We start from the raw sequence: 19271 nt of genomic DNA on the forward strand, positions 1-19271 counted from the left end.
GTACGCCGGCGAGTTGGCCACGATCACGGCGAGCAGCGCCGCGATGACCATGACCGCGGCGGCCACGGTGCCGTTCGAGGTGACCTTGCCCAGGGCCATCTGCTGGTCCCGACGGCGCACGACGGCCGGCTCGCGGATGATGGCGCTGCGCCGGGCGCGGCGGCCGTCCTTCTCGCCCATGGCGCCCGTGACCTGCGCGTCCTTGGTGGCTGCGACGTCCCTTTCCCGAATCTTGCCCTGAGTCATGAGTAAGAATCTCCTCCAAAGCGTGAACGAGTGGCGCCCCGCCGCGCGGGCGAGGCCCTACCAAGAGCATACGGTACGCCGATTTGCCGCCACGCGATTTGGAATCCGACTCCAGAGCGTCTACAACAGTCGCCGTCACGCCTCTTGCCCATGCGCGCCGCACGCCTTCGCCCCGGGCGAGAAGGACGTGCCCCCTCGCCCGCGGAGTTTGTCGGGACCGCGTATGTGACCGCGCACGCGGGGAACTATAGTAGGTATGACCCTGCTTGGGGAGCGCCGCCGCACGCGACCGACGCCGGCCAATGCGGACACAGGACCTCGGAGGCAACATGAACGACCAGAGGATCGCCGTCATCACGGATTCCGGCACCGACACGCCGGCAGAGTTCTGCAAGGAGCACGACGTGCGCGTGATGCCGCTGCACATCAACTACTCCGACGGCAGCGCGTTCCAGAGCGGAGTCGACATCACGGCGGACGAGGTGACCCGCCGCCTGGACAAGGAGATCCCGACCACGAGCCTCCCCTCCCCGCACCAGATCCAGCAGGCGCTGGAGCAGGCCAAGGCCGACGGCTACCAGAGGGCGGTTGTGGTCACGATCGCGTCCGCGCTTTCCGCCACCAACCAGACCGCCCACATGATCGCGAGCCAGATGGAGGACTTCCCCACCCTGGTGGTGGACACGAGGTCCATCGGCATGGTCGCGGGCATGGTCGTGGAGCGCGCCGTGGAAATGGTCGAGAAGGGCGTGCCCTTCGAGGAGCTGGAGGCCCGGCTCGACACGGTGGCAAAGCAGTCCGACGTGTTCTTCGCGGTCAAGTCGCTTGACTTCCTCTACAAGGGCGGCCGCATAAACGGTCACATATATCGCATAGGCTCCGTCCTCAACATCAAGCCCGTGCTCACGTGCGACGACGACGGCTACTACACCATCGCCAAGAAGGCCCGCGGGTGGGACCGTGCCCTCGACACCATGGTCGACCTCGTGTGCAAGAAGGCCCGCGCGTACAAGAGGGCGCGCCTGGCCATCTGCTGCTCCACGGCGACCTCGGCCCTGTACAAGCCGCTGGAGGACCGCCTGCGCGACGCGCTCGACAACATAGAGAGCGTCCAGCGGCACGACCTCTCGGCTGACCTTCTGGTCCACACCGGACCGGACATGGCGGGCCTGGGCGTGCAGAACGCGGAGTTTGACTAGCAACCAACCCGGCGCCCCGTGCCGCCATGCGGCCGCGGGCGCCCTGACACGGCGGGAGGCCGCATGGAGAAGAACGTGCAGGACGACGTGCGCGAAGACATCTGCAAGGTGGGAAGGCTCCTGTACGACCGCGGCTACGTGGCCTCCAACGACGGCAACATCTCCGTCCGCACCGGCGAGGACGAGATCCTGATCACCCCCTCCGGCGTGAGCAAGGGCCGCATGGACCCCGGCATGCTCGTGCGCTGCGACCTTGAGGGCAACGTGGTCGCGGGCGACGCGTCGGGCCGCTTTCCATCCTCCGAGATTAAGATGCACCTGGCGGTCTACCGCAACCGCCCGGACGTGCGCGCCGTGGTGCACGCGCACCCCGTGTACGCCACGGCCTTCGCCATCTGCCGGCACGCGCTCGAGGAGCCGTACCTGCCCGAGCTCATCCTCAACTTTGGCAAGATCCCCGTGGCGGACTTCGCGATGCTATCCACGGACGAGGTGCCCAACAGCATCCTGCCCTACGTGCACGACTACAACGGCCTCCTGCTCGCCAACCACGGGGCAGTGGCCTGGGGAGCCGACGTCTGGGCGGCCTTCGACCTCATGGAGACCATCGAGCACAGCGCAAAGATCTTCAAGGCCGTGCACGACCTGGGCGGCGGCGTGGAGCTCACGCCCGGCCAGGTGGACCACCTGCGCGGCATGCACGAGTTCTATCGCAGGCGCGCCTCGCACCGCGACGACGCGCCGACAGACAACGGCAAGAACGGCACAAGCGAATAGGAGAAGAACGTGGCAACTAGCGAGGAAGACGGCACCGCAACGCCAGGCTCCCCCGAGGCCGCAGCCGCGGCCAGGGCGGGCGCGAGCGCATCCGAGGGCGTCACGAACGTGGACGCCGTTGAGCTGGCGCCCGAGGGTGACGCCGTGGTCATCATCGACCAGACGCTCCTGCCCAACAGGCTCGAGCACATCCGCCTCACCACGGCGGAGCAAATGTACGACGCGATCCTCAAGCTCAAGGTGCGCGGGGCACCCGCCATCGGCGTGTGCGCGGGCTACTGCTACTACGTGCTCGCCCGACAGGAGGCCCGGCACGCCGGCTCCTACGAGGACTTCGCCTCCGCCATGGACAGGCAGCGCGCCTACCTCAACTCCTCGCGCCCCACGGCCGTCAACCTCTCGTGGGCGCTCAACCGCATGCACGGCGTGACGCTCGCGCACAAGGGAGAGGACCCGGCCGGCATCGTCGACCTTCTCCGCAAGGAGGCCGTGGCCATCCACCGCGAGGACCTCGCGATGTCGGAGGAGATCAGCCGCCTGGGCGCGAGCCTCCTACACGACGGCGACGGCGTGCTGACGCACTGCAACGCCGGCCCGCTCGCGTGCCTGGGCTACGGCACGGGCCAGGGGCCGCTGTTCTACGCGCACGACCACGGCAAGACCGTGCACGTCTTTGCGGACGAGACGCGGCCGCTCTTGCAGGGCGCGCGCCTCACGAGCTACGAGCTCCAGCGCGCCGGCATCGACGTGACGCTCATCTGCGACAACATGGCGTCCATCGTGATGAAGAACGGCTGGGTGCAGGCATGCATGGTGGGCTGCGACCGCGTCGCCATGAACGGCGACGCCGCCAACAAGATCGGCACGTCCGGCGTGGCGATCCTGGCCGCGCACTACGGCATACCGTTCTACGTGCTGGGACCCACCTCCACCATCGACCAGGGCTGCCCCACCGGCGACGACATCAAGATCGAGGAGCGCGACCCTGACGAGATAAAGACCATGTGGTACGCGGAGCCCAAGGCCCTTCCCGAGGTCAAGTGCTACAACCCGGCCTTCGACGTGACGGACCACAGCCTCATCACGGCCATCATCACGGAGAAGGGCATCTGCCGTCCCCCGTACACCGAGTCTCTGGCGGCGCTCTTCAAGTAGCGCCTGGCACCAACGCGTCGGCACATCAAACAAGAAAGGAATCGCATCATGGCAGACCTCCCGCAGGCAGAAATCGGCATCTTTGGCGGCTCGGGCTTCTATAGCCTCTTCGAGGGCGACTACGAGGAGGTGTCCCTCGACACGCGCTGGGGCCAGCCGTCCGACGTCTACACCGTGGGCACCATCGCAGGCCGCAAGGTCGCGTTCCTCCCCCGCCACGGCCACAAGCACACGTTTGCCCCCGGCGAGGTCAACTACCGCGCCAACCTCTGGGGCATGCACATGTTGGGCGTCAAGCAGGTCATCGGCCCCTGCTCCGTGGGCTCGCTCTCGCTTGACATCCACCCCGGCGACTTTGTGGTGTGTGACCAGTTCGTGGACCGCACCAAGGGCCGCGCGGACACGTTCTTCACCCACGACCTTGGCCTGGGCGTGCAGCACCTGCCCGGCGCCGAGCCCTACTGCGCAGAGATGCGCAAGGTCGCCGTCGACTGCTGCCGCGAGCTGAACATCCCCGTGCACGACGGTGGCACCGTCGTCACCATCCAGGGGCCGCGCTTCTCCACCAGGGCGGAGAGCGAGTGGTTCCAGAAGATGGGCTGGAGCGTCGTCAACATGACCCAGTACCCCGAGGCGTGGCTCGCCCGCGAGCTGGGCATGCACTACTGCAACATCAGCCTGGTGACCGACTACGACTCCGGCCTGGGCAAGTACGCCGCCGTCACCAACGACCAGGTGCTGAAGGTCTTCAACGAGAACCTGCACCTCCTGCGCGAGCTCATCAACAAGATGGTGCCCGCCCTGCCCGAGCAGATCGACGACGACTGCACCGCCTCCGCCCCGCTCTTCGACAAGCTGGCGTAGGCAGCGCCGCAGGCATCCGCAAAAAACAGCGCGTCAGGCGAGAAGGACGGCCCACCCAAGGTGGCCGTCCTTCTCCTTTAGCAAGCGACGCGCGCCTGCCGGCCTGGGGGGGTCGGCACTCCTCGACGCAAAAGTGCGACGATGCGACAAGACGTCCGTCGCATATGCGACAAAACTTGCGTCGCATATGCGACGCTGATATCATCGCATTGTCGCGTTTCCATCGATTGCCGAGGTAGCCATGGCCATACCGGTTGACATAGCAGAGCTCGTAAACGGGACGACCGTCGAATCCACTCGCATCGAGTTCAAGACCGACTTCAATCCCGAGCCCATCGTCCACACCATGTGCGCCTTCGCAAACGACATCGACAACATCGGCGGAGGCTACATCATCATCGGCGTGGAGGAGAGGGACTCCGTTCCCCAACTGCCGCCCAGGGGCATCCCAAAGTCCCGCATCGACCCCATCCTCAAGAAGCTCGAGGGATTCTGCCACTGCATCGAGCCCCTGTACCAGCCCATCGTCGAGCCACGGCTCCTTGACGGCAAGTACGTCATCGTCATCTGGTGCCCCGGCGGCTTCGGCCGTCCGTACAAGGCGGCCAAGAACGTGTGCAAGAACACCTCGGACAAGCGCTACTACATCCGCAAGATGGCAAGCACGGTCATCGCGTCGCCCCAAGAGGAACGCGAGCTGTTCTACGTGTCGTCTGACATCCCGTTTGACGACAGGCCAAACCTGACGGCGAGCCCGGAGGACCTCAGCAAGGAGCGCATGTGCGACTACCTGCGGTCCGTCGGAAGCGCGCTCTATAGCGACTCCGAGGGGCTGACGCTGGAGGAGCTGGCAAACGACCTGCAGCTCCTGTCCGGCCCGCCAGAGGACCGCCACCCGCGAAACGTCGGCCTCCTCATGTTTTCGGATCACATCGAGCGCTACTTCAGGTACGCACGCATCGAGGTCGTCGACCTTCCCGACCCCACGGGCGAGGGCATGATGGAGCAGGTGTTCACAGGTCCCATCCAAACCCAGCTCAAGGACGCCCTCCTCTTCCTGAGGAACTACGCCATCAGGAGCATGACCTTCAAGAGGCCCGACCAGGCCGAGGCGGTCACGGTGTTCAACTATCCCTACGCCGCCGTTGAGGAGATCCTCTCCAACGCCGTGTACCACCGCTCGTACCAGATATCCGAGCCCATCGTGGTCCGCATCACGCCGGAGTCGATGGAGGTCACGAGCTACCCCGGCTTCGACCGCAGCATCACGGACGACGACATCGCCAACCTGCACATCCAGTCGCGCATCTACCGCAACCGGCGCATCGGAGACTTCCTCAAGGAGCTCCACCTGATCGAGGGGCGCAACACCGGCTTCCCCACGACGTTCAGGGCGCTACGGCAGAACGGCTCCCCCCTGCCCAGGTTCCACATGGACCCAGCGCGCAGCTACCTCAGCGTGGAGATCCCCGTGCACCCGGCCTTCGCGCCAACCGACAGGCAGGGTGAGAAGGACGACGCCCTCGAGCGGCAGATCATGGCTCAGCTGCAGGACCATCCCCTGCTGATGTCCGAGCTCTCGCGCCAGTTGGGATACAAGGGCGTGAGCAAGCGCCTGCGCAGGGTCGTTGCGGCAATGCTGGGCGACGGCAGGCTGTCAACCGTCCACGAGGGAGCACGCGTCCGTTACACGGCCGCAAAGTAAAGAGCCGCCCCTGTCCCCACACGTGGGACAGGGGCGGTCGTATTGCTGATACAAACCCGTGTGGGCCGAAACCCGGCTCGCGCCTACGACAGGTGGGCCACCATGTGGCGCACGATCCTGGCGCAGTGCTCGGCGGCCTTCGCCTCGAACACGGGGTACTCCACCTCGGCCGAGCCGTCCGCCTTGTCGCTGATGGCGCGCACGATCACGAAGGGCACGCCGTTAAGCCACGCCGTCTGCGCGATGCTCGCACCCTCCATCTCCACGCAGCTGGCGTCGAACTCCCTCTTGATGCGATCCTTCTGGTCCTGCGTGCGAACGAACTGGTCGCCCGATGCCACGCGACCCTCAACGCACGCCACGTCCGGAGCCGCCGCGCGGACGGCCTCCACGGCCGCGGCGCGCAGGCCCGCGTCCGCCGGGAAGAACCTGATGCCCAGGCTGGGCACCTCGCCGAGGGCGTAGCCAAAGTTGGTCGCGTCCACGTCGTGGTGGACGGCGTCCGTGCTCACGAGCACGTCGCCTATGTTGAGGCGCGCGTCGAGCGATCCCGCCACGCCGGTGTTGATGATGCGGTCCACGCCAAAGCGGTCGATCAGCACCTGGGCGCACATCGCGGCGTCCACCTTGCCCACGCCGCAGCGCACGACCGTGACCGGCGTGCCGCCGATGGTCCCGTCGTCGAACACCATGCCGGCCACCGTCGTGGTGGTTCCGTCCTGTACCGCGTCGCGCAGGTGCCTGACCTCGACGTCCATCGCGCCGATGATTCCGATCTTCATGCAATCCTCCAGGTTGTAATAGTGGTTGGGGCGCCCGCGCCGGGCGCCGCTGGGTCGTCGCCGCTAGCGCGCGGGGCCGTCCTTCTCGCCCGCGACCTGCGAGTCCGCGAGCCAGGGCCTGCCCTGCAGCACGCGCGCCACGCGGTCCTGCGCGGCGGAGAAGGTCGCGTCGTCCTTCACGTGCATCCACACCGTGCCGTGCGTGCCGTAGGCGTCCATGCCGGTGAAGCTCACGCTCACCTCGTAGGCGGGGTCGGCCACGCCCGCCAGGGCCGCCGTAGCGTCGCGCACCACCTCGGCCGTCACGGCGGCGAGGTCCGCGTCCGGACGCACCAGGAAGTCGACGCCGCAGCTCCCGGCCGTGGACGCGCTCTTGCGCGTGAACGCCGTCTTGTTGAGCACGCTGTTGGGGATGATCTGCTGGTTGCCCAGGCGGTCCTGCACCGTGGTGTGGCGCCAGTTGACGTCCGTCACGAAGCCCTCGAACCCGGCGACCTCCACGTAGTCGCCCGGCTGGACCACCTTGCCCAGCATGAGCCCCAACCCGCTGAACACGTTGGACACCGTGTCCTGCAGGCCAAAGGACAGCACGACGGACGTGACGCCCAGGGCTGCCACAAAGGCCGTGGCCTTGATGCCAAAGACGGGCTCCAGCACGGAGAGCAGGCCAAACGCCCAGATCACGCCGCGGATGATGTTTACGAAGATCGAGGCCGAGGGTATTGACGAGGCGTCCAGAACGCGCCGGGTGACGCGCGTGACACCGCGGTCCACCAGCGCCGTGACCGCCACGGCCACGGCGAGGTAGACCACCCTCCCCAAAAGATCGTTCCAGTCCATGGGCACGTCCCCCCGCTAGCTGATCTTGACGATGGGCGCGAAGCCCTTCATGAGCTTCTTGGTCTTGCCCGTGCGCGTGAAGTACACCGTGATGGTGTCGCCCTGCGCCTCCTTCACGATGCCGGGGCCAAACGTCTTGTGCGATATCTGGTCGCCGGGCGCGAAGGTCTCCGCCGCCTTCTTGCGGTCGGGACGCATCGCCGGGCGAGAGGAGCCAGGCACCGTGCCCGAGCCACCGTGCCCGCCCAGGGTCGCCTTGGACCCCGTGGGCCTTCCCGGCCAGGTGGGCACGCCCGTATCCTGCGGGCGGCCGCCGGTCGAGCGCGTGTGGCTGCCAAACACGTGCCCGCCGTAGACCTCGGACCCGCGGCCCGAGCCGTACGTGCCGTGACGGTCGCCTCGCTTCTCCCATCCCACGCCGCTGAAGCCAGAGGAGCCCACGCCGATGGCGTCCACGTCCTCGGCCGGGATCTCGTTTAGGAAGCGGCTGCGCGGGTTGGTCTGCACGGAGCCGAACATGCGCCTGGTGACGGCATACGTGAGGTAGAGCCGCTCCTCAGCGCGCGTGATGGCCACGTACGCAAGGCGCCGCTCCTCCTCGATGGACTCCGCGTCGCCCTCGTGCGCGCGGTGCGGGAAGATGCCCTCCTCCATGCCGGCAACGAACACGACGGGGAACTCCAAGCCCTTGGCGGAGTGGATCGTCATCATCGTGACGGCGCTCGACTGGCCCGCGAGCGAGTCGAGGTCGCTCCTGAGGGCGAGCCACTCCATGAAGGCGGGGAGCTTCTGCGCCGTGACTGGGGGCAGTGCGGACGCCCCCGGCTCCCCCGCGGGCTCGGCGCTCGGCGACGGCGTCGCCTCGCTCGCTCGCTGCGCTCGCGACTCGCCCTCCGGGGAGCCGGAGCCGTCCGTCGCGCCCTGGGCGTCCAGCGCCCCGGCCTCGCGCAGCTGCTCCAGGCTCTCCAGCGTGGCCACGGCGTCGTCGTGCGTCTCGTCGAACTCCTGCGCGACGCCAAAGAACTCCTTGATGTTCTCGACCCTGCTGTCCGCCTCGACGGTCTGCTCCGCCTCGAGCGCCTGGATGAGGCCCGTGCGGTCGATGATCATCTGCACCACGTCCGCGAGCTCGCCGTCGAAGTGGCGCGCCGCCTCGATGGCGTTGGTGAAGCCCGCGAGCGCGTTCCTGGCCTTGGCGCCGATGAGCCCCGGCTCCGTGACGCAGGCCTCCGCGGCCGAGAAGAACGAGATCCCATGCTCCGTGGCGTAGTTCCTGATGCGGTTGACCGACGTGGTCCCGATGCCGCGCCTCGGCGTGTTGATGACGCGCAGGGCGCTCACGTCGTCGTCCGGGTTCACCACGAGCTTGAGGTAGGCCATCACGTCGCGAATCTCCGCGCGGTCGAAGAACCTCGTGCCGCCCACGATCTTGTACGGCACGCCCGCGCGCAGGAACATGTCCTCGAGCGTGCGCGACTGCGCGTTGGTGCGGTAGAACACGGCCACGTCGTCGTAGCTCGTGCCCCTGTCGTGCAGCTTCTCGATCTCCGAGCCGATCCAGCGGCCCTCGTCCCGCTCGTCCGCCGCCTGGAAGACCTTGATCTTCTCGCCGTCGCCACGGGTCGTGAACAGGCGCTTGGACTCGCGCTTGGAGTTGTTGCGCACCACGGCGTTGGCCGCGTTGAGGATGTGGCCGTACGAGCGGTAGTTCTGCTCGAGCTTGACCACCACGGCGTCCGGGTAGTCCTTGCGGAAGCTCAGAATGTTCTTGATGTCCGCGCCGCGCCAGCTGTAGATGGACTGGTCGTCGTCGCCCACGACCATGAGGTTGCGGTACTTGCGCGCCAGGAGGTTCGTGATCGCATACTGCACCGCGTTGGTGTCCTGGTACTCGTCCACGCTTATCTGGCGGAAGCGCTCCTGGTAGTGGTCGAGCACCTCGGGCTCCTTGCTCAGGAGCTCGAAAGTCTTGACCAGCAGGTCGTCGAAGTCCATCGCGTTGGCGCGGGCCAGGCGGCGGTCCAGCTCCGTGTACACGCGGGCCGCGGCGCGCTCCACGGGCGACTGCGCCTGGGAGCTCATCTCCTCCGCGCTGACGAGCGCGTTCTTGGCCTGGCTGATCTTGGAGCGGATGGCCGGCAGCGGGCACTGCTTGGCGTCGATGTCGAGGTCGCCCATGATGCTCTTGACCAGGCGCTTCGAGTCATCGTCGTCGTAGATCGTGAAGTTTGGCTTGTAGCCCAGCAGGTCCGCGTCCTCGCGCAGCATCCTCACGCACATGGCGTGGAACGTGCAGATCCACATGCCGCGCGTGCCGCCGGGAAGCAGCCTCCCCAGGCGCTCGCGCATCTCCGCGGCGGCCTTGTTGGTGAACGTGATGGCCAGCACCTGCCAAGGGCGCACGCCCTCGTCCGCGATCATGTGCGCGATGCGGTACGTGAGCACGCGCGTCTTGCCGGATCCTGCGCCGGCGAGCACCAGGAGCGGGCCGTGCGTGCACTCGGCCGCCGTGCGCTGCTGCTCGTTCAGGCCGTCCAGGTCGACCGCCGGCATGGCGGGGGCAGGCGCGGGCGAGAAGGGCGCGGCGTCCTGGTACGCGGGCTCCTCCTCGGGCTCGGGCGCTGCGCCGTAGGCGTCGAGCGGCACCAGGTCGGGCTCGGGCACGGGGGCGGAGGCGGATGCCGCGCCGCCGGGCGCCGGCTGGCCGCCCGTTAGGGAAAAGAGGGATTGTTGCTGGTCAAAGGGCATGTACTTCTCCTATAGCCTCATTGTCGTACCGAAAGAGTCTAGCGCAGGAAGCGGACGCGAATTGCGTTTTGGGAAGACCTCCGCACGAACGCTGCAAGGCGCGGGCGGAAGGCAAGCGGGCCGATGGACGGTCGCGCAGGCAAACGCTATGATGGCCGCAACGGACGCACGCCTGATGGGAGCCCCCATGAAGATGAGCAAGAAGTTCTGCAACTGCCGCGACGTCACCTACGCGGACATCATGAAGGCGATCCGCGGCGGCGCGACCACGGCGGACGAGGTCTCGCGCGTGACGGGCGCGGGCACGGGCTGCGGCAGGTGCCGCGAGGCGCTGGACTACGTGGTGCGCGACTTTCTGCAGGAGGTCCGCGCGGAATCCGAGGGAACGCTCGGCATCTAGCGACACAAGGTCGCCCCTTTATCTAATCTGCGGTTGACGCTTGACAGGACGAAAGGCAGATGCAACACTGTCACCAGTAGTTATGAATGTTTGCTCATGTGTTCAATTCATACAGGACCAGTCCCGTCCGCACGGATTCGGACAGCGCGGACGGGACGGCGTGGATAAAAGGAGAGGCCATGTCCTGCAGCTGCTGCAAGCACGACGAAGACGAGCGCGAGCCCAGGGCCGTCGCGGCGCACCAGCGCGCGCACGACGGCTCGTGCGCGTGCGAGGGCGGGCTCGACAAGGGGAACGCGGACGCCGAGCCCGAAGACGATAACGATGACGAGGACCCCGCCGTCCTCAAGAGGAAGATCGCGATTTCCGCCGTCCTGCTGGTCGCGGCCGTCGTGGTGAACAGGCTGCTCGCCCCCGGCCTGCCGCTCTGGGTGCAGCTCCTCACGTACCTTCCCTCCTACCTGGTGGCGGGCGGCAGCGTCCTGCGCGAGGCCGCGGAGTCCGTCGCGTCCGGCCACCCGTTTGACGAGGACTTCCTCATGTCCGTCGCGACCCTGGGCGCGCTGCTGATCGGCTTCGTCCCCGGCGGCGAGCCCCAGTTTGCCGAGGCGGTCTTCGTGATGCTGTTCTTCCAGGTGGGCGAGCTCTTCGAGGGCCTGGCGGAGGACCGCTCCAAGCGCTCGATCGCGGACCTCATGAACATCCGCCCCGACGTCGCCAACGTGGAGCGCGACGGCTCCGTGGTGAGCGTCGACCCCAACGACGTGCGGATAGGCGAGGTCATCCAGGTCCGCCCGGGCGAGAAGGTCGCGCTCGACGGCGTCGTGACCGAGGGAACCTCCAGCCTCAACACCGTGGCCCTGACCGGCGAGAGCGTGCCCCGCGACGTCACCGTTGGCCAGGAGGTCGCGTCCGGCTGCATCAACGTGTCCGGCCTCATCCGCGTCCGCGTGACCAAGGCGTTTGGCGAGTCCACCGCGAGCAAGATCCTCGACCTCGTGCAGAACGCGGGCAAGAGCAAGTCCCGCTCGGAGAACTTCATCAAGCGCTTCGCCAAGGTGTACACCCCCATCGTGGTGTACCTGGCCATCGCCGTCGCCCTGCTGCCGCCGCTCTTCTCGGGCGACTTTGGCGGCACGTTCGCCACGTGGCTGCTGCGCGCACTCACGTTCCTGGTCGTGAGCTGCCCCTGCGCGCTCGTGCTCTCCGTCCCGCTGACGTTCTTTGGCGGCATCGGCGGCGCGTCCCGCCACGGCATCCTCGTGAAGGGCTCCAACTACCTCGAGGCGCTCGCCAAGACCAGGGTCGTCGTGTTCGACAAGACGGGCACGCTCACCAAGGGCACGTTCAAGGTGACGCAGGTGCACTCGACCGACCTTTCCGACGAGCAGCTCCTGCACCTGGCCGCCCACGTGGAGGCAAACTCCACGCACCCCATCGCCGCGGCGCTGCGCGACGCCTTCCCCTGCGACGGCGACGACTGCAAGGTGATCGACGTGACCGAGCGCGCCGGCGAGGGCGTCATCGCGACCGTGAACGGCCACCGCGTCGCCGTGGGCAACGACCGCCTGATGCAGACGGTGGGCGCCACGCCCGTGACCTGCCACACGCTGGGCGGGACCATCGTCCACGTGGCGGTGGACGGCACGTACGCCGGCCACGTGCACATCTCCGACGAGGTCAAGCCCGACTCGGCGCAGGCGATCGCGAGCCTGCGCGCCGAGGGCGTCGCCAAGTCCGTCATGCTCACGGGAGACCGCGAGGCGGCCGCGGCTGCCGTCGCGCAGCAGCTGGGCCTGGACGAGTACCACGCCGAGCTCATGCCGCAGGACAAGATCTCGCAGGTGGAGCGCCTCATGGGCGAGAAGGGCGAGGACGCCACGCTCGCATTCGTGGGCGACGGCATCAACGACGCGCCGGTCCTGGCCCGCGCGGACGTGGGCGTGGCCATGGGCGCGCTCGGCTCCGACGCCGCGATCGAGGCGGCGGACGTGGTGCTGATGGACGACAAGCCCTCCAAGGTCGCCGTCGCCATCCGCATCGCGCGCAGGACCCTCGCGATCGCACGTCAGAACATCGTGTTCGCCATCGCGGTCAAGGTGGCCATCCTGGTCCTCGCGGTGCTCGGCCTCGCCCCCATGTGGCTCGCGGTCTTTGGCGACGTGGGCGTGATGGTGCTGTGCGTCCTCAACGCGACGCGCACGCTCGCGGCAGGATCCGACAAGTAGCAGGCCCAGTTGCAGAGGCCCCGCCCGCCCGACTCGGTGCTCAGACAGCACGCCTTCGGCGTGAACTGCGCCCGAGCCGGGCGGGCGGCGCCATGTCGCGGGGCCGTGCACCGTGGGAATCGGCGTGTGTGCACGGCAGGAGGGACAAGCCGGCCGGAGGGCCAAGCCGCGCGGCTACAGTATTACAGGTGCATCGCGGCCCAGAGCAGCACGTTAAGCACGAGCACCACGACTGTGATCGCCGTGAACGCGCGCTTGCGCAGCACCACGTACGCCACCCACTCGCGCACGAGCGCGTTGAGCGAGAAGTACAGCCTCACGTGGCTGCCGATGCCGTCCGCCCTGAAGCCCGCCTCGCGCGTGAGCAGCAGCGCGCGGAACACGTGGTAGTCGTCGCTCACCACGAGGATGCGCCCATCCTTCGCGGGGCCGCGCCCTTCTCCCCCGTTTGCCCGTATGAGGTCGTGCGAGAAGCGCACGTTCTCGCGCGTGTTGCGGGAGCGCTCCTCGCAGACGATGGCCTCTGCGGGGACGCCCTGGCCAATGGCGTAGTCGCGCATGGCGCTGGCCTCGCTCACGGCCTCGTCAGGGCCCTGCCCGCCGGACATCACGATGGTGGAGCCGGGGTTGCGGCGCCACGCCCAGATGGCTCGGTCCACGCGGTGCGCGAGCAGCGGCGTCACGCGGCGGCCGTCGATGAGGCCGGAGCCCAGCGCCACCACGTAGCGGTAGCGCCTGAGCGGGTGCGGCACCTGCGCCACGAGGCCGCTCACGGTGTAGAGCGTGAAGGCGACGCCCGCCACGCCAATCAGGCTGGACGCGATGCCAAACAGCAGGTCGAGCACGCTCCCCAGCACGGGCAGGCCCGTCAGGCGCCCGCGCAGCAGCGGCCACACCAGCACGTAGGCGACCATCGCCACGCCCAGCCCCAGCGAGAGCAGGTTGGCGGGCCGCACGCCCTCGCGACGGATCAGCCGCACGCCGGTCACGATGAGCGTCACCACGAGCACCACGGGGAACGCGAGCAGCATCACCAGCAGGATTCCCAACACGACGAGGTTGGCCGTCTGCGCGAGGGGATGGTCGCCCAGTGGCAGGTAGCCCACGAGCAGCACCTCCACCAGCACGACCAGCGACGCGGCCCCGGCCAGCGCCCAGAAGCCAAGCCAGAGGGTGCGCTCCTCTCGCACGCGCACGATGGCAAACGCCACCGGCGCCACGCAGAGAAGCGCCATGAGCAGGGGGTACAGAGGGTCTGCTGTCAAGGTGTCCATAGGTCCTCGCAAGGTCGGCTTCGGTCGAGCACCGATTATAGGCGCAGGCTCGTCCAGTTGCCTCGGTGCTCAGACAGCACGCCTTCGGCGTGAACTGCGCCCGAGGCAACGGGACGAGCTACGTGCGATACGCGCGCGACGCGGCGGTCACGAAAGTCGTGACATTCGTCATGTGGCGCGGGTGCGTCGGCTGGGCTACATTAGAGCTTCGACAGCGCGGGACAGGGAGCCCATCGCGCTTGTCCCTTGGAAGGAGGCGCGATGCACATCCCAGAGAACTACCTGAGCCCGCAGACCTGCGGCGTGATAGCCGTGGCCATGGTGCCCGTGTGGGTGCGCGCCGCCCGGCACATGCGCGAGGAGGTCCCCCGCCAGAAGATGCCGCTCGTGGGCGTGGCCGCCGCGTTCTGCTTCCTCGCGATGATGTTCAACATCCCGCTCCCCGGCGGCACCACGGGCCATGCCGTTGCCGGCACGCTGGTGGCCATACTCTTCGGCCCATGGACGGCCTGCATCGCCATCAGCATCGCCCTCGCGATCCAGGCGGTCCTCTTTGGCGACGGCGGCATACTCGCCCTGCCGGCCAACTGCCTCAACATGGCCTTCGTGCTCCCCATGTGCGGCTACGCGGTCTTCTCGCTCGTGCGCAGGCGCCAGGCGCGCCATGCGGGCGTGAAGGACGGCGGCTCCGGGTCCTCGGGCCTTGGCCAGGAGCTTCGCGCCGCCGGCATCGCCTCGTACGTGGGCATCAACGCCGCGGCGCTCTGCTGCGCCCTGGAGCTGGGAATCCAGCCGTTGCTCTTTCACGACGCGGCTGGGCGCGCGCTCTTCTGCCCCTACCCGCTCTGGGTGAGCGTGCCCGCCATGATGATTGGCCACCTCACCGTGTGGGGCGCTGCGGAGGTCGTCTTCACGGTGGGGATCCTGGGCTTCGTGCGGCGAGTCGCGCCGGACTTTGGCCTCGCGCGCTTTGGCGGGACGGGGTTGGCGGGCGCCAGCGACGACGTGGGCGCGCAGCCGGCTCCCGTGCGCACCGTGCGCGCGGCGGGGCCGGTGCTCGGCCTCGTGGCGGCGCTCGCAATTGCGACGCCGCTGGGACTCATCGCCACAGGCGACGCCTGGGGCGAGTGGTCCACGGCAGACCTCGCCACGCGCGTGGGCTACACGCCCTCGGGCATGGCACACGGCTGGGAGTGGTCGTCGCTCATGCCCGACTACTCCCTCGGGGCGCTTCCCAGCTGGCTCGGCTACGTGCTGAGCGCCGTCGCGGGAGTCTCCCTGCTGCTGATAGCCTTCCGCCTGCTGTCAGGCGCATCCACGCCCAAGGTCGACTTTGGACCGCGTGACGATGACTAGCCCGCGTGATGCGCAGATACCCGCTTGGCTCACGCAGGGCGAGAGCTACGATCCCCCGCGGGACCACGACGGCTTCCTCACCAAGAGCCTGCTCTCGCTCGCGGGCGTGCTCGCGCGCATGCGCCTGGACGACGGCCAGTCAACCCCGGTGAGTCCCTCCACCCCGCTCAAGCTCGTGCTGGGACTCGGCCTCATCCTGCTCACGTCGCTTTCCGGCAACTTCGCCTTCGTGCTGGTGGCGCTCTGCCTTGCCCTGGCGAGGGCCGCGCTTCTCCCCCTGCGCGCGTTGCGTCGCTCCATGGCCGTGGCCTGTGCGGCGGCGGGCCTCACCTTTCTGCTGATGGTCCCCGCGCTCCTCCTGGGCCAGGCGCACTCCCCGCTCCTGCTGGGCACGAAGGTCCTCACCACCTGCCTCGTGGCCATGGAGGTCGCACTCTCCACCCCTGCCGCACGGCTCACGCGCGCACTCCGCACGCTCCGCGTTCCCGCAACGGCCATCCTCACGCTCGACCTCGCGCTCAGGAGCATCGTGGAGCTGGGTCGCACCGCGTCAGAGGTGCTCGTGGCACTGCGCCTGCGCAGCGTGGGACGCGACCGCGACAAGCGCTCCTCAATCGGGGGCGTGGGAGGCGTGCTTCTTCTCAAGGCGGGGCGCTCCGCGGCCGACACGGCCGACGCCATGGCTTGCCGCTGCTTCGACGGCACGTACCAGGCGGCGCCCGACGCCACCCGCCCGCATGCCCGCGCGGTGGACGCCGCGTGGCTGGCGGGAGGCCTCGTCCTTCTCGCCCTCTTCTTCTACCTGCAGGGACTGGTATAGATGCATGGCAACGTACATCCGCTGGGACTCCACCATCCGCACGCCGGGGACTCTCGTCCGCCGCTCATGCGCTTTGACGACTTCTGCTTTGCCTACGGGGACAGGCCGGTGCTGCGTCACATCGACCTCTCCATCGACGCAGGCGACTCCGTGGTGTTGATGGGAGACAACGGCTCGGGCAAGTCCACGCTGCTCAAGGCCATGAGCGGGCTCGTCCACCCGCAGGTTGGGACGTATCGCTTCGACGGGCAGGTGGTGGACGCGGCATCCATGCGCGACGCGGACTTCTCGCGCCGTCTGCACCAGCGCGTGGGCTTTGTCTTCCAGGACAGCGACGCCATGCTCTTCACGGCAAGCGTTGAGGCCGAGGTCGCGTTCGGTCCCGCGCAGATGGGGCTGCCCGCCGACGAGCAGCGACGCCGCGTGGACGACTGCCTGCGCCTGCTGGGAATCGAGGACCTGCGCGACCGAGCGCCGTACAACCTCAGCGGTGGCGAGAAGAAGAAGGTTGCCATAGCCGCGATCCTGGCCCTCAACCCGGACGTGCTCTGCCTGGACGAGCCCATGGCCGCGCTCGACGCACGCACGCAGGAGTGGCTGCTCGGCTTCCTCAAGGAGCTCAAGCGTGCCGGCAAGACGCTCGTGGTGGCGACGCACGACCAGTCGCTCGCGGACGAGCTTGCGGACTACTTTGTCTACATGGGCGACTTCCACGGCTACGCGGACCGTCCGCACGTGCACGTGAACGAGTAGCCCAGGCGAGAAGAACGCGGCGGACGGCCCCGATGCCCGGGTGCCGCCCGCCGCTCTTCTCCCCTAGGGAGCCTTCGTCTGACCTGACGCTAGGCGTCGAGCCTCGCGTAGAACGAGTGCAGGAGCTCCGCCGACTTCTGCAGCGCGGAGAGCTCGTCCTCCTGCAGGCCGATCTCCACGATCTCCTTGGCGCCCGTGTGGTCAAGGATCGTCGGGACGGAGAGGTACGTGCCGTTGATGCCGTACATGCCGTCCACGTAGACGGAGACGGGCATGATGCGGCCCTCGTCCAGCAGGATCGACTTGGCGATGGACGTGACGCTCGCGCCGATGCCGTAGCAGGTGTTGCCCTTGCGGCTGAAGACGTCCCAGCCCGCCTGCACGGTGCGCTTGCGCAGGTCCTCGAGCGTGGTGCCCTTGGTGCGGGGCGCGTTGTCGCGCAGCACGGCGTCCACGCGCTTGCCGCCGATGGTCGCGCTGTTCCAGCTCACGATCTCGGAGTCGCCGTGCTCGCCCAGGACGTAGGCCTCCACGCTCGCGGGCGCGAGGTCGTACATGTCGGAGAGCGCACGGCACAGGCGCGCGGTGTCCAGGTTGGTGCCGGAACCGATCACGCGCTCGCGCGGCAGGCCGGACACGCGCCAGGTGTAGTACGTCATGATGTCGACGGGGTTGGACACCACGATGAAGATGCCGTTGAAGCCCGAGGCCATGACCTTCTCCACCACGTCGCGCACGACGTGGAGGCTCGGCTTGAGCATCTCCAGGCGGTCGTTGGAGTCCTTGGGCATGGGCGCCGCGGCCGTGATGACCACGATGTCCGCGTCCTCGCACTCGCCGTAGTCGCCGGCGTGCACGTGCATGTTGCGGTTCATGAAGTAGACCGCGTCGCGCATGTCGAGCGCCTGGCCCTCCGCGACCTCCTTGTTGATGTCGATGAGGCAGACGTCCTCGCAGAGGCCCTGGCTGACGATGCTGAACGCCGTGGTGGAGCCGACGTTGCCCGCGCCGACGATCACGACCTTGGAGTTCCTGAAGCTCATGTGCACTCCTCGCTTGGTTGAGTCCTTCCGCGGCGAGCCGCGGCCGCGGTCATGGTTGCACAACGCGGCGTGCCAGCGCGAAACGTTTTGGAAACAGCCTGAAACTGCGCAGCACTGTCATATTACGGGCGAGAAGAACGGGGCCCTCGCTCGCGGCACAAACGTCAGAGCGTCAGCATGTAGCGACGCGTGGGACTTCCCGTTGGATGAGACATCAATCGGCGTGCCTCGAACTTCTCCTTTGGCGCATCTCATCGACCATATGCTCCTCCCAAAGCTGGTCGAGCGTCAGTCCAAAGAAGTCCGCAATTCGCTTTGCCTTCTGCAGCGATGGCATGTTGTTGGTTGCATGAATCATCTTAGATACGTACGCAGGACTCCAATGACCATACCGTGCAAGCTCGGCCTGCGTCTTGCCCTGCTCCCTCAGCAAACGATAGATGGTCGGGCCGAGGCAATCGTCTTTTGGAAAGTCCAAGGCAACTCCTTTGCACGTTAGTCTGAGCTGACAATCGGCGTGTCAATCGCCATAGCGAAATGGATGGCGCGCGCATGGGGAACGGTCAATCTAGCCGTCCCTCCGCTCTCTACTTGTACCCTCTACCGTCCCGCTACTCTCTACGTACTGCCTCCCTACTGTCCACCAGCTCTCTTTACTCTCTACGTACTATCCGCCGACTCTCTACTCTCTATCTACTGTCTCTCTACCGTCTTTCAGCCGTCTTCCATGCACCCTTTTGGTGGCGAACACCAACTCAGACGCCATGTTCTTCTCCACCGGACGACGCCGCGCGGCGCCTGGGCGTGGGCTGCCGCACCCTCCAGCGCAAGCTGGACGAGGAGGGCACCACGTTCCAGAGGCAGCTCAACCACACGCGCGAGCTCCTGGCCAAGCACTACCTCAAGACAACGGCCACGGGAACCGACCAGATCGCCTACCTACTGGGATACCTGGAACTCAACAGCTTCTTGCGCGCGTTCGGCTCGTGGTGCAGCATGAGCCCGAGTGAGTGGCGCAACCGCAACACGTAGGGCGGGCGGCGCTAACTCATAATAAGAACGCTCCATAGTATGAGTTATT

Annotated in this window: 17 protein-coding genes and 1 pseudogene; 11 read left to right on the plus strand and 7 right to left on the minus strand. The window is 67.4% G+C overall.

The annotated features are described in order from the left end of the window. Positions 1 to 246, minus strand: a pseudogene (locus ACI38Z_RS07800) (hypothetical protein); the annotation flags it as partial. 329 nt (positions 247 to 575) lie between these two features. Between ACI38Z_RS07800 and ACI38Z_RS07805 the strand changes: the two are divergent. The 5 genes from ACI38Z_RS07805 (at position 576) to ACI38Z_RS07825 (ending at position 5946) form a co-directional block, all read left to right on the plus strand. Further along, entirely contained in the window at positions 576 to 1445 is an 870-nt protein-coding gene (locus ACI38Z_RS07805; RefSeq protein ID WP_439789628.1) for a DegV family protein, read from the plus strand. A 63-nt stretch (positions 1446 to 1508) separates the two neighbouring features. Then, positions 1509 to 2222, plus strand: a complete 714-nt coding sequence (locus tag ACI38Z_RS07810) for a class II aldolase/adducin family protein (protein WP_439789629.1) — start codon at positions 1509 to 1511, stop codon at positions 2220 to 2222. Positions 2223 to 2231: 9 nt separating this feature from the next. Further along, positions 2232 to 3377, plus strand: coding sequence for an S-methyl-5-thioribose-1-phosphate isomerase (mtnA, locus tag ACI38Z_RS07815; protein WP_439789630.1), 1146 nt, complete (start codon positions 2232 to 2234; stop codon positions 3375 to 3377). A gap of 48 nt (positions 3378 to 3425) precedes the next feature. Continuing rightward, a complete protein-coding gene (locus ACI38Z_RS07820; protein ID WP_439789631.1) occupies positions 3426 to 4241 on the plus strand; it encodes an S-methyl-5'-thioadenosine phosphorylase in 816 nt (271 codons plus the stop codon). 241 nt (positions 4242 to 4482) lie between these two features. Continuing rightward, on the plus strand, positions 4483 to 5946 hold the full coding sequence (locus tag ACI38Z_RS07825) for an RNA-binding domain-containing protein (protein WP_439789632.1): 1464 nt from the start codon (positions 4483 to 4485) through the stop codon (positions 5944 to 5946). An 83-nt stretch (positions 5947 to 6029) separates the two neighbouring features. On the opposite strand, the gene ACI38Z_RS07830 is transcribed toward ACI38Z_RS07825, so the two are convergent. From ACI38Z_RS07830 to ACI38Z_RS07840, 3 genes are all read right to left on the minus strand, one after another. After that, positions 6030 to 6728: a 5'-methylthioadenosine/adenosylhomocysteine nucleosidase gene (locus ACI38Z_RS07830; protein WP_439789633.1), complete on the minus strand. Its 699-nt coding sequence runs from the start codon at positions 6726 to 6728 to the stop codon at positions 6030 to 6032. Between the two features lie 63 nt (positions 6729 to 6791). Then, complete coding sequence (locus tag ACI38Z_RS07835) at positions 6792 to 7568, minus strand: mechanosensitive ion channel family protein (RefSeq protein ID WP_439789634.1); 777 nt, start codon at positions 7566 to 7568, stop codon at positions 6792 to 6794. A gap of 15 nt (positions 7569 to 7583) precedes the next feature. After that, positions 7584 to 10316: an ATP-dependent helicase gene (locus ACI38Z_RS07840; protein ID WP_439789635.1), complete on the minus strand. Its 2733-nt coding sequence runs from the start codon at positions 10314 to 10316 to the stop codon at positions 7584 to 7586. A 187-nt stretch (positions 10317 to 10503) separates the two neighbouring features. Here ACI38Z_RS07840 and ACI38Z_RS07845 point away from each other — a divergent pair, with 187 nt between their 5' ends. Together ACI38Z_RS07845 and ACI38Z_RS07850 are read left to right on the plus strand one after the other, a co-directional pair. Continuing rightward, positions 10504 to 10716 (plus strand): (2Fe-2S)-binding protein, encoded by a 213-nt coding sequence (locus ACI38Z_RS07845; protein WP_439789636.1) that lies wholly within the window; start codon positions 10504 to 10506, stop codon positions 10714 to 10716. Between the two features lie 179 nt (positions 10717 to 10895). Then, positions 10896 to 12944 carry a heavy metal translocating P-type ATPase gene (locus ACI38Z_RS07850; RefSeq protein WP_439789637.1) on the plus strand — a complete coding sequence of 683 codons (2049 nt, stop codon included), beginning with the start codon at positions 10896 to 10898 and terminating at the stop codon, positions 12942 to 12944. Positions 12945 to 13126: 182 nt separating this feature from the next. Here ACI38Z_RS07850 and ACI38Z_RS07855 read toward each other — a convergent pair whose 3' ends face one another. Further along, on the minus strand, positions 13127 to 14218 hold the full coding sequence (locus ACI38Z_RS07855; RefSeq protein ID WP_439789638.1) for a YdcF family protein: 1092 nt from the start codon (positions 14216 to 14218) through the stop codon (positions 13127 to 13129). Between the two features lie 261 nt (positions 14219 to 14479). On the opposite strand from ACI38Z_RS07855, the gene cbiM reads away from it, so the two are divergent. The 3 genes from cbiM to ACI38Z_RS07870 are packed head-to-tail and all read left to right on the plus strand — an operon-like array spanning position 14480 to position 17147. Continuing rightward, complete coding sequence (gene cbiM, locus ACI38Z_RS07860) at positions 14480 to 15574, plus strand: cobalt transporter CbiM (RefSeq protein WP_439789639.1); 1095 nt, start codon at positions 14480 to 14482, stop codon at positions 15572 to 15574. Beyond that, positions 15567 to 16394, plus strand: a complete 828-nt coding sequence (locus ACI38Z_RS07865; RefSeq protein ID WP_439789640.1) for an energy-coupling factor transporter transmembrane component T — start codon at positions 15567 to 15569, stop codon at positions 16392 to 16394. The genes cbiM and ACI38Z_RS07865 overlap by 8 nt, the downstream gene beginning before the upstream one ends. Then, a complete protein-coding gene (locus tag ACI38Z_RS07870) occupies positions 16395 to 17147 on the plus strand; it encodes an energy-coupling factor ABC transporter ATP-binding protein (protein ID WP_439789641.1) in 753 nt (250 codons plus the stop codon). An 89-nt stretch (positions 17148 to 17236) separates the two neighbouring features. Here the strand turns inward: ACI38Z_RS07870 and ACI38Z_RS07875 are convergent, their stop codons facing one another. Then, on the minus strand, positions 17237 to 18190 hold the full coding sequence (locus ACI38Z_RS07875) for an L-lactate dehydrogenase (protein ID WP_439789642.1): 954 nt from the start codon (positions 18188 to 18190) through the stop codon (positions 17237 to 17239). 214 nt (positions 18191 to 18404) lie between these two features. Continuing rightward, on the minus strand, positions 18405 to 18668 hold the full coding sequence (locus ACI38Z_RS07880) for a helix-turn-helix domain-containing protein (RefSeq protein WP_439789644.1): 264 nt from the start codon (positions 18666 to 18668) through the stop codon (positions 18405 to 18407). Positions 18669 to 18742: 74 nt separating this feature from the next. Here ACI38Z_RS07880 and ACI38Z_RS07885 point away from each other — a divergent pair, with 74 nt between their 5' ends. Continuing rightward, on the plus strand, positions 18743 to 19222 hold the full coding sequence (locus tag ACI38Z_RS07885) for a helix-turn-helix domain-containing protein (protein WP_439789645.1): 480 nt from the start codon (positions 18743 to 18745) through the stop codon (positions 19220 to 19222). Positions 19223 to 19271: the final 49 nt, after the last annotated feature.

This window comes from Parafannyhessea sp. (assembly GCF_051876455.1).
Classification (GTDB): Bacteria; Actinomycetota; Coriobacteriia; order Coriobacteriales; family Atopobiaceae; genus Parafannyhessea.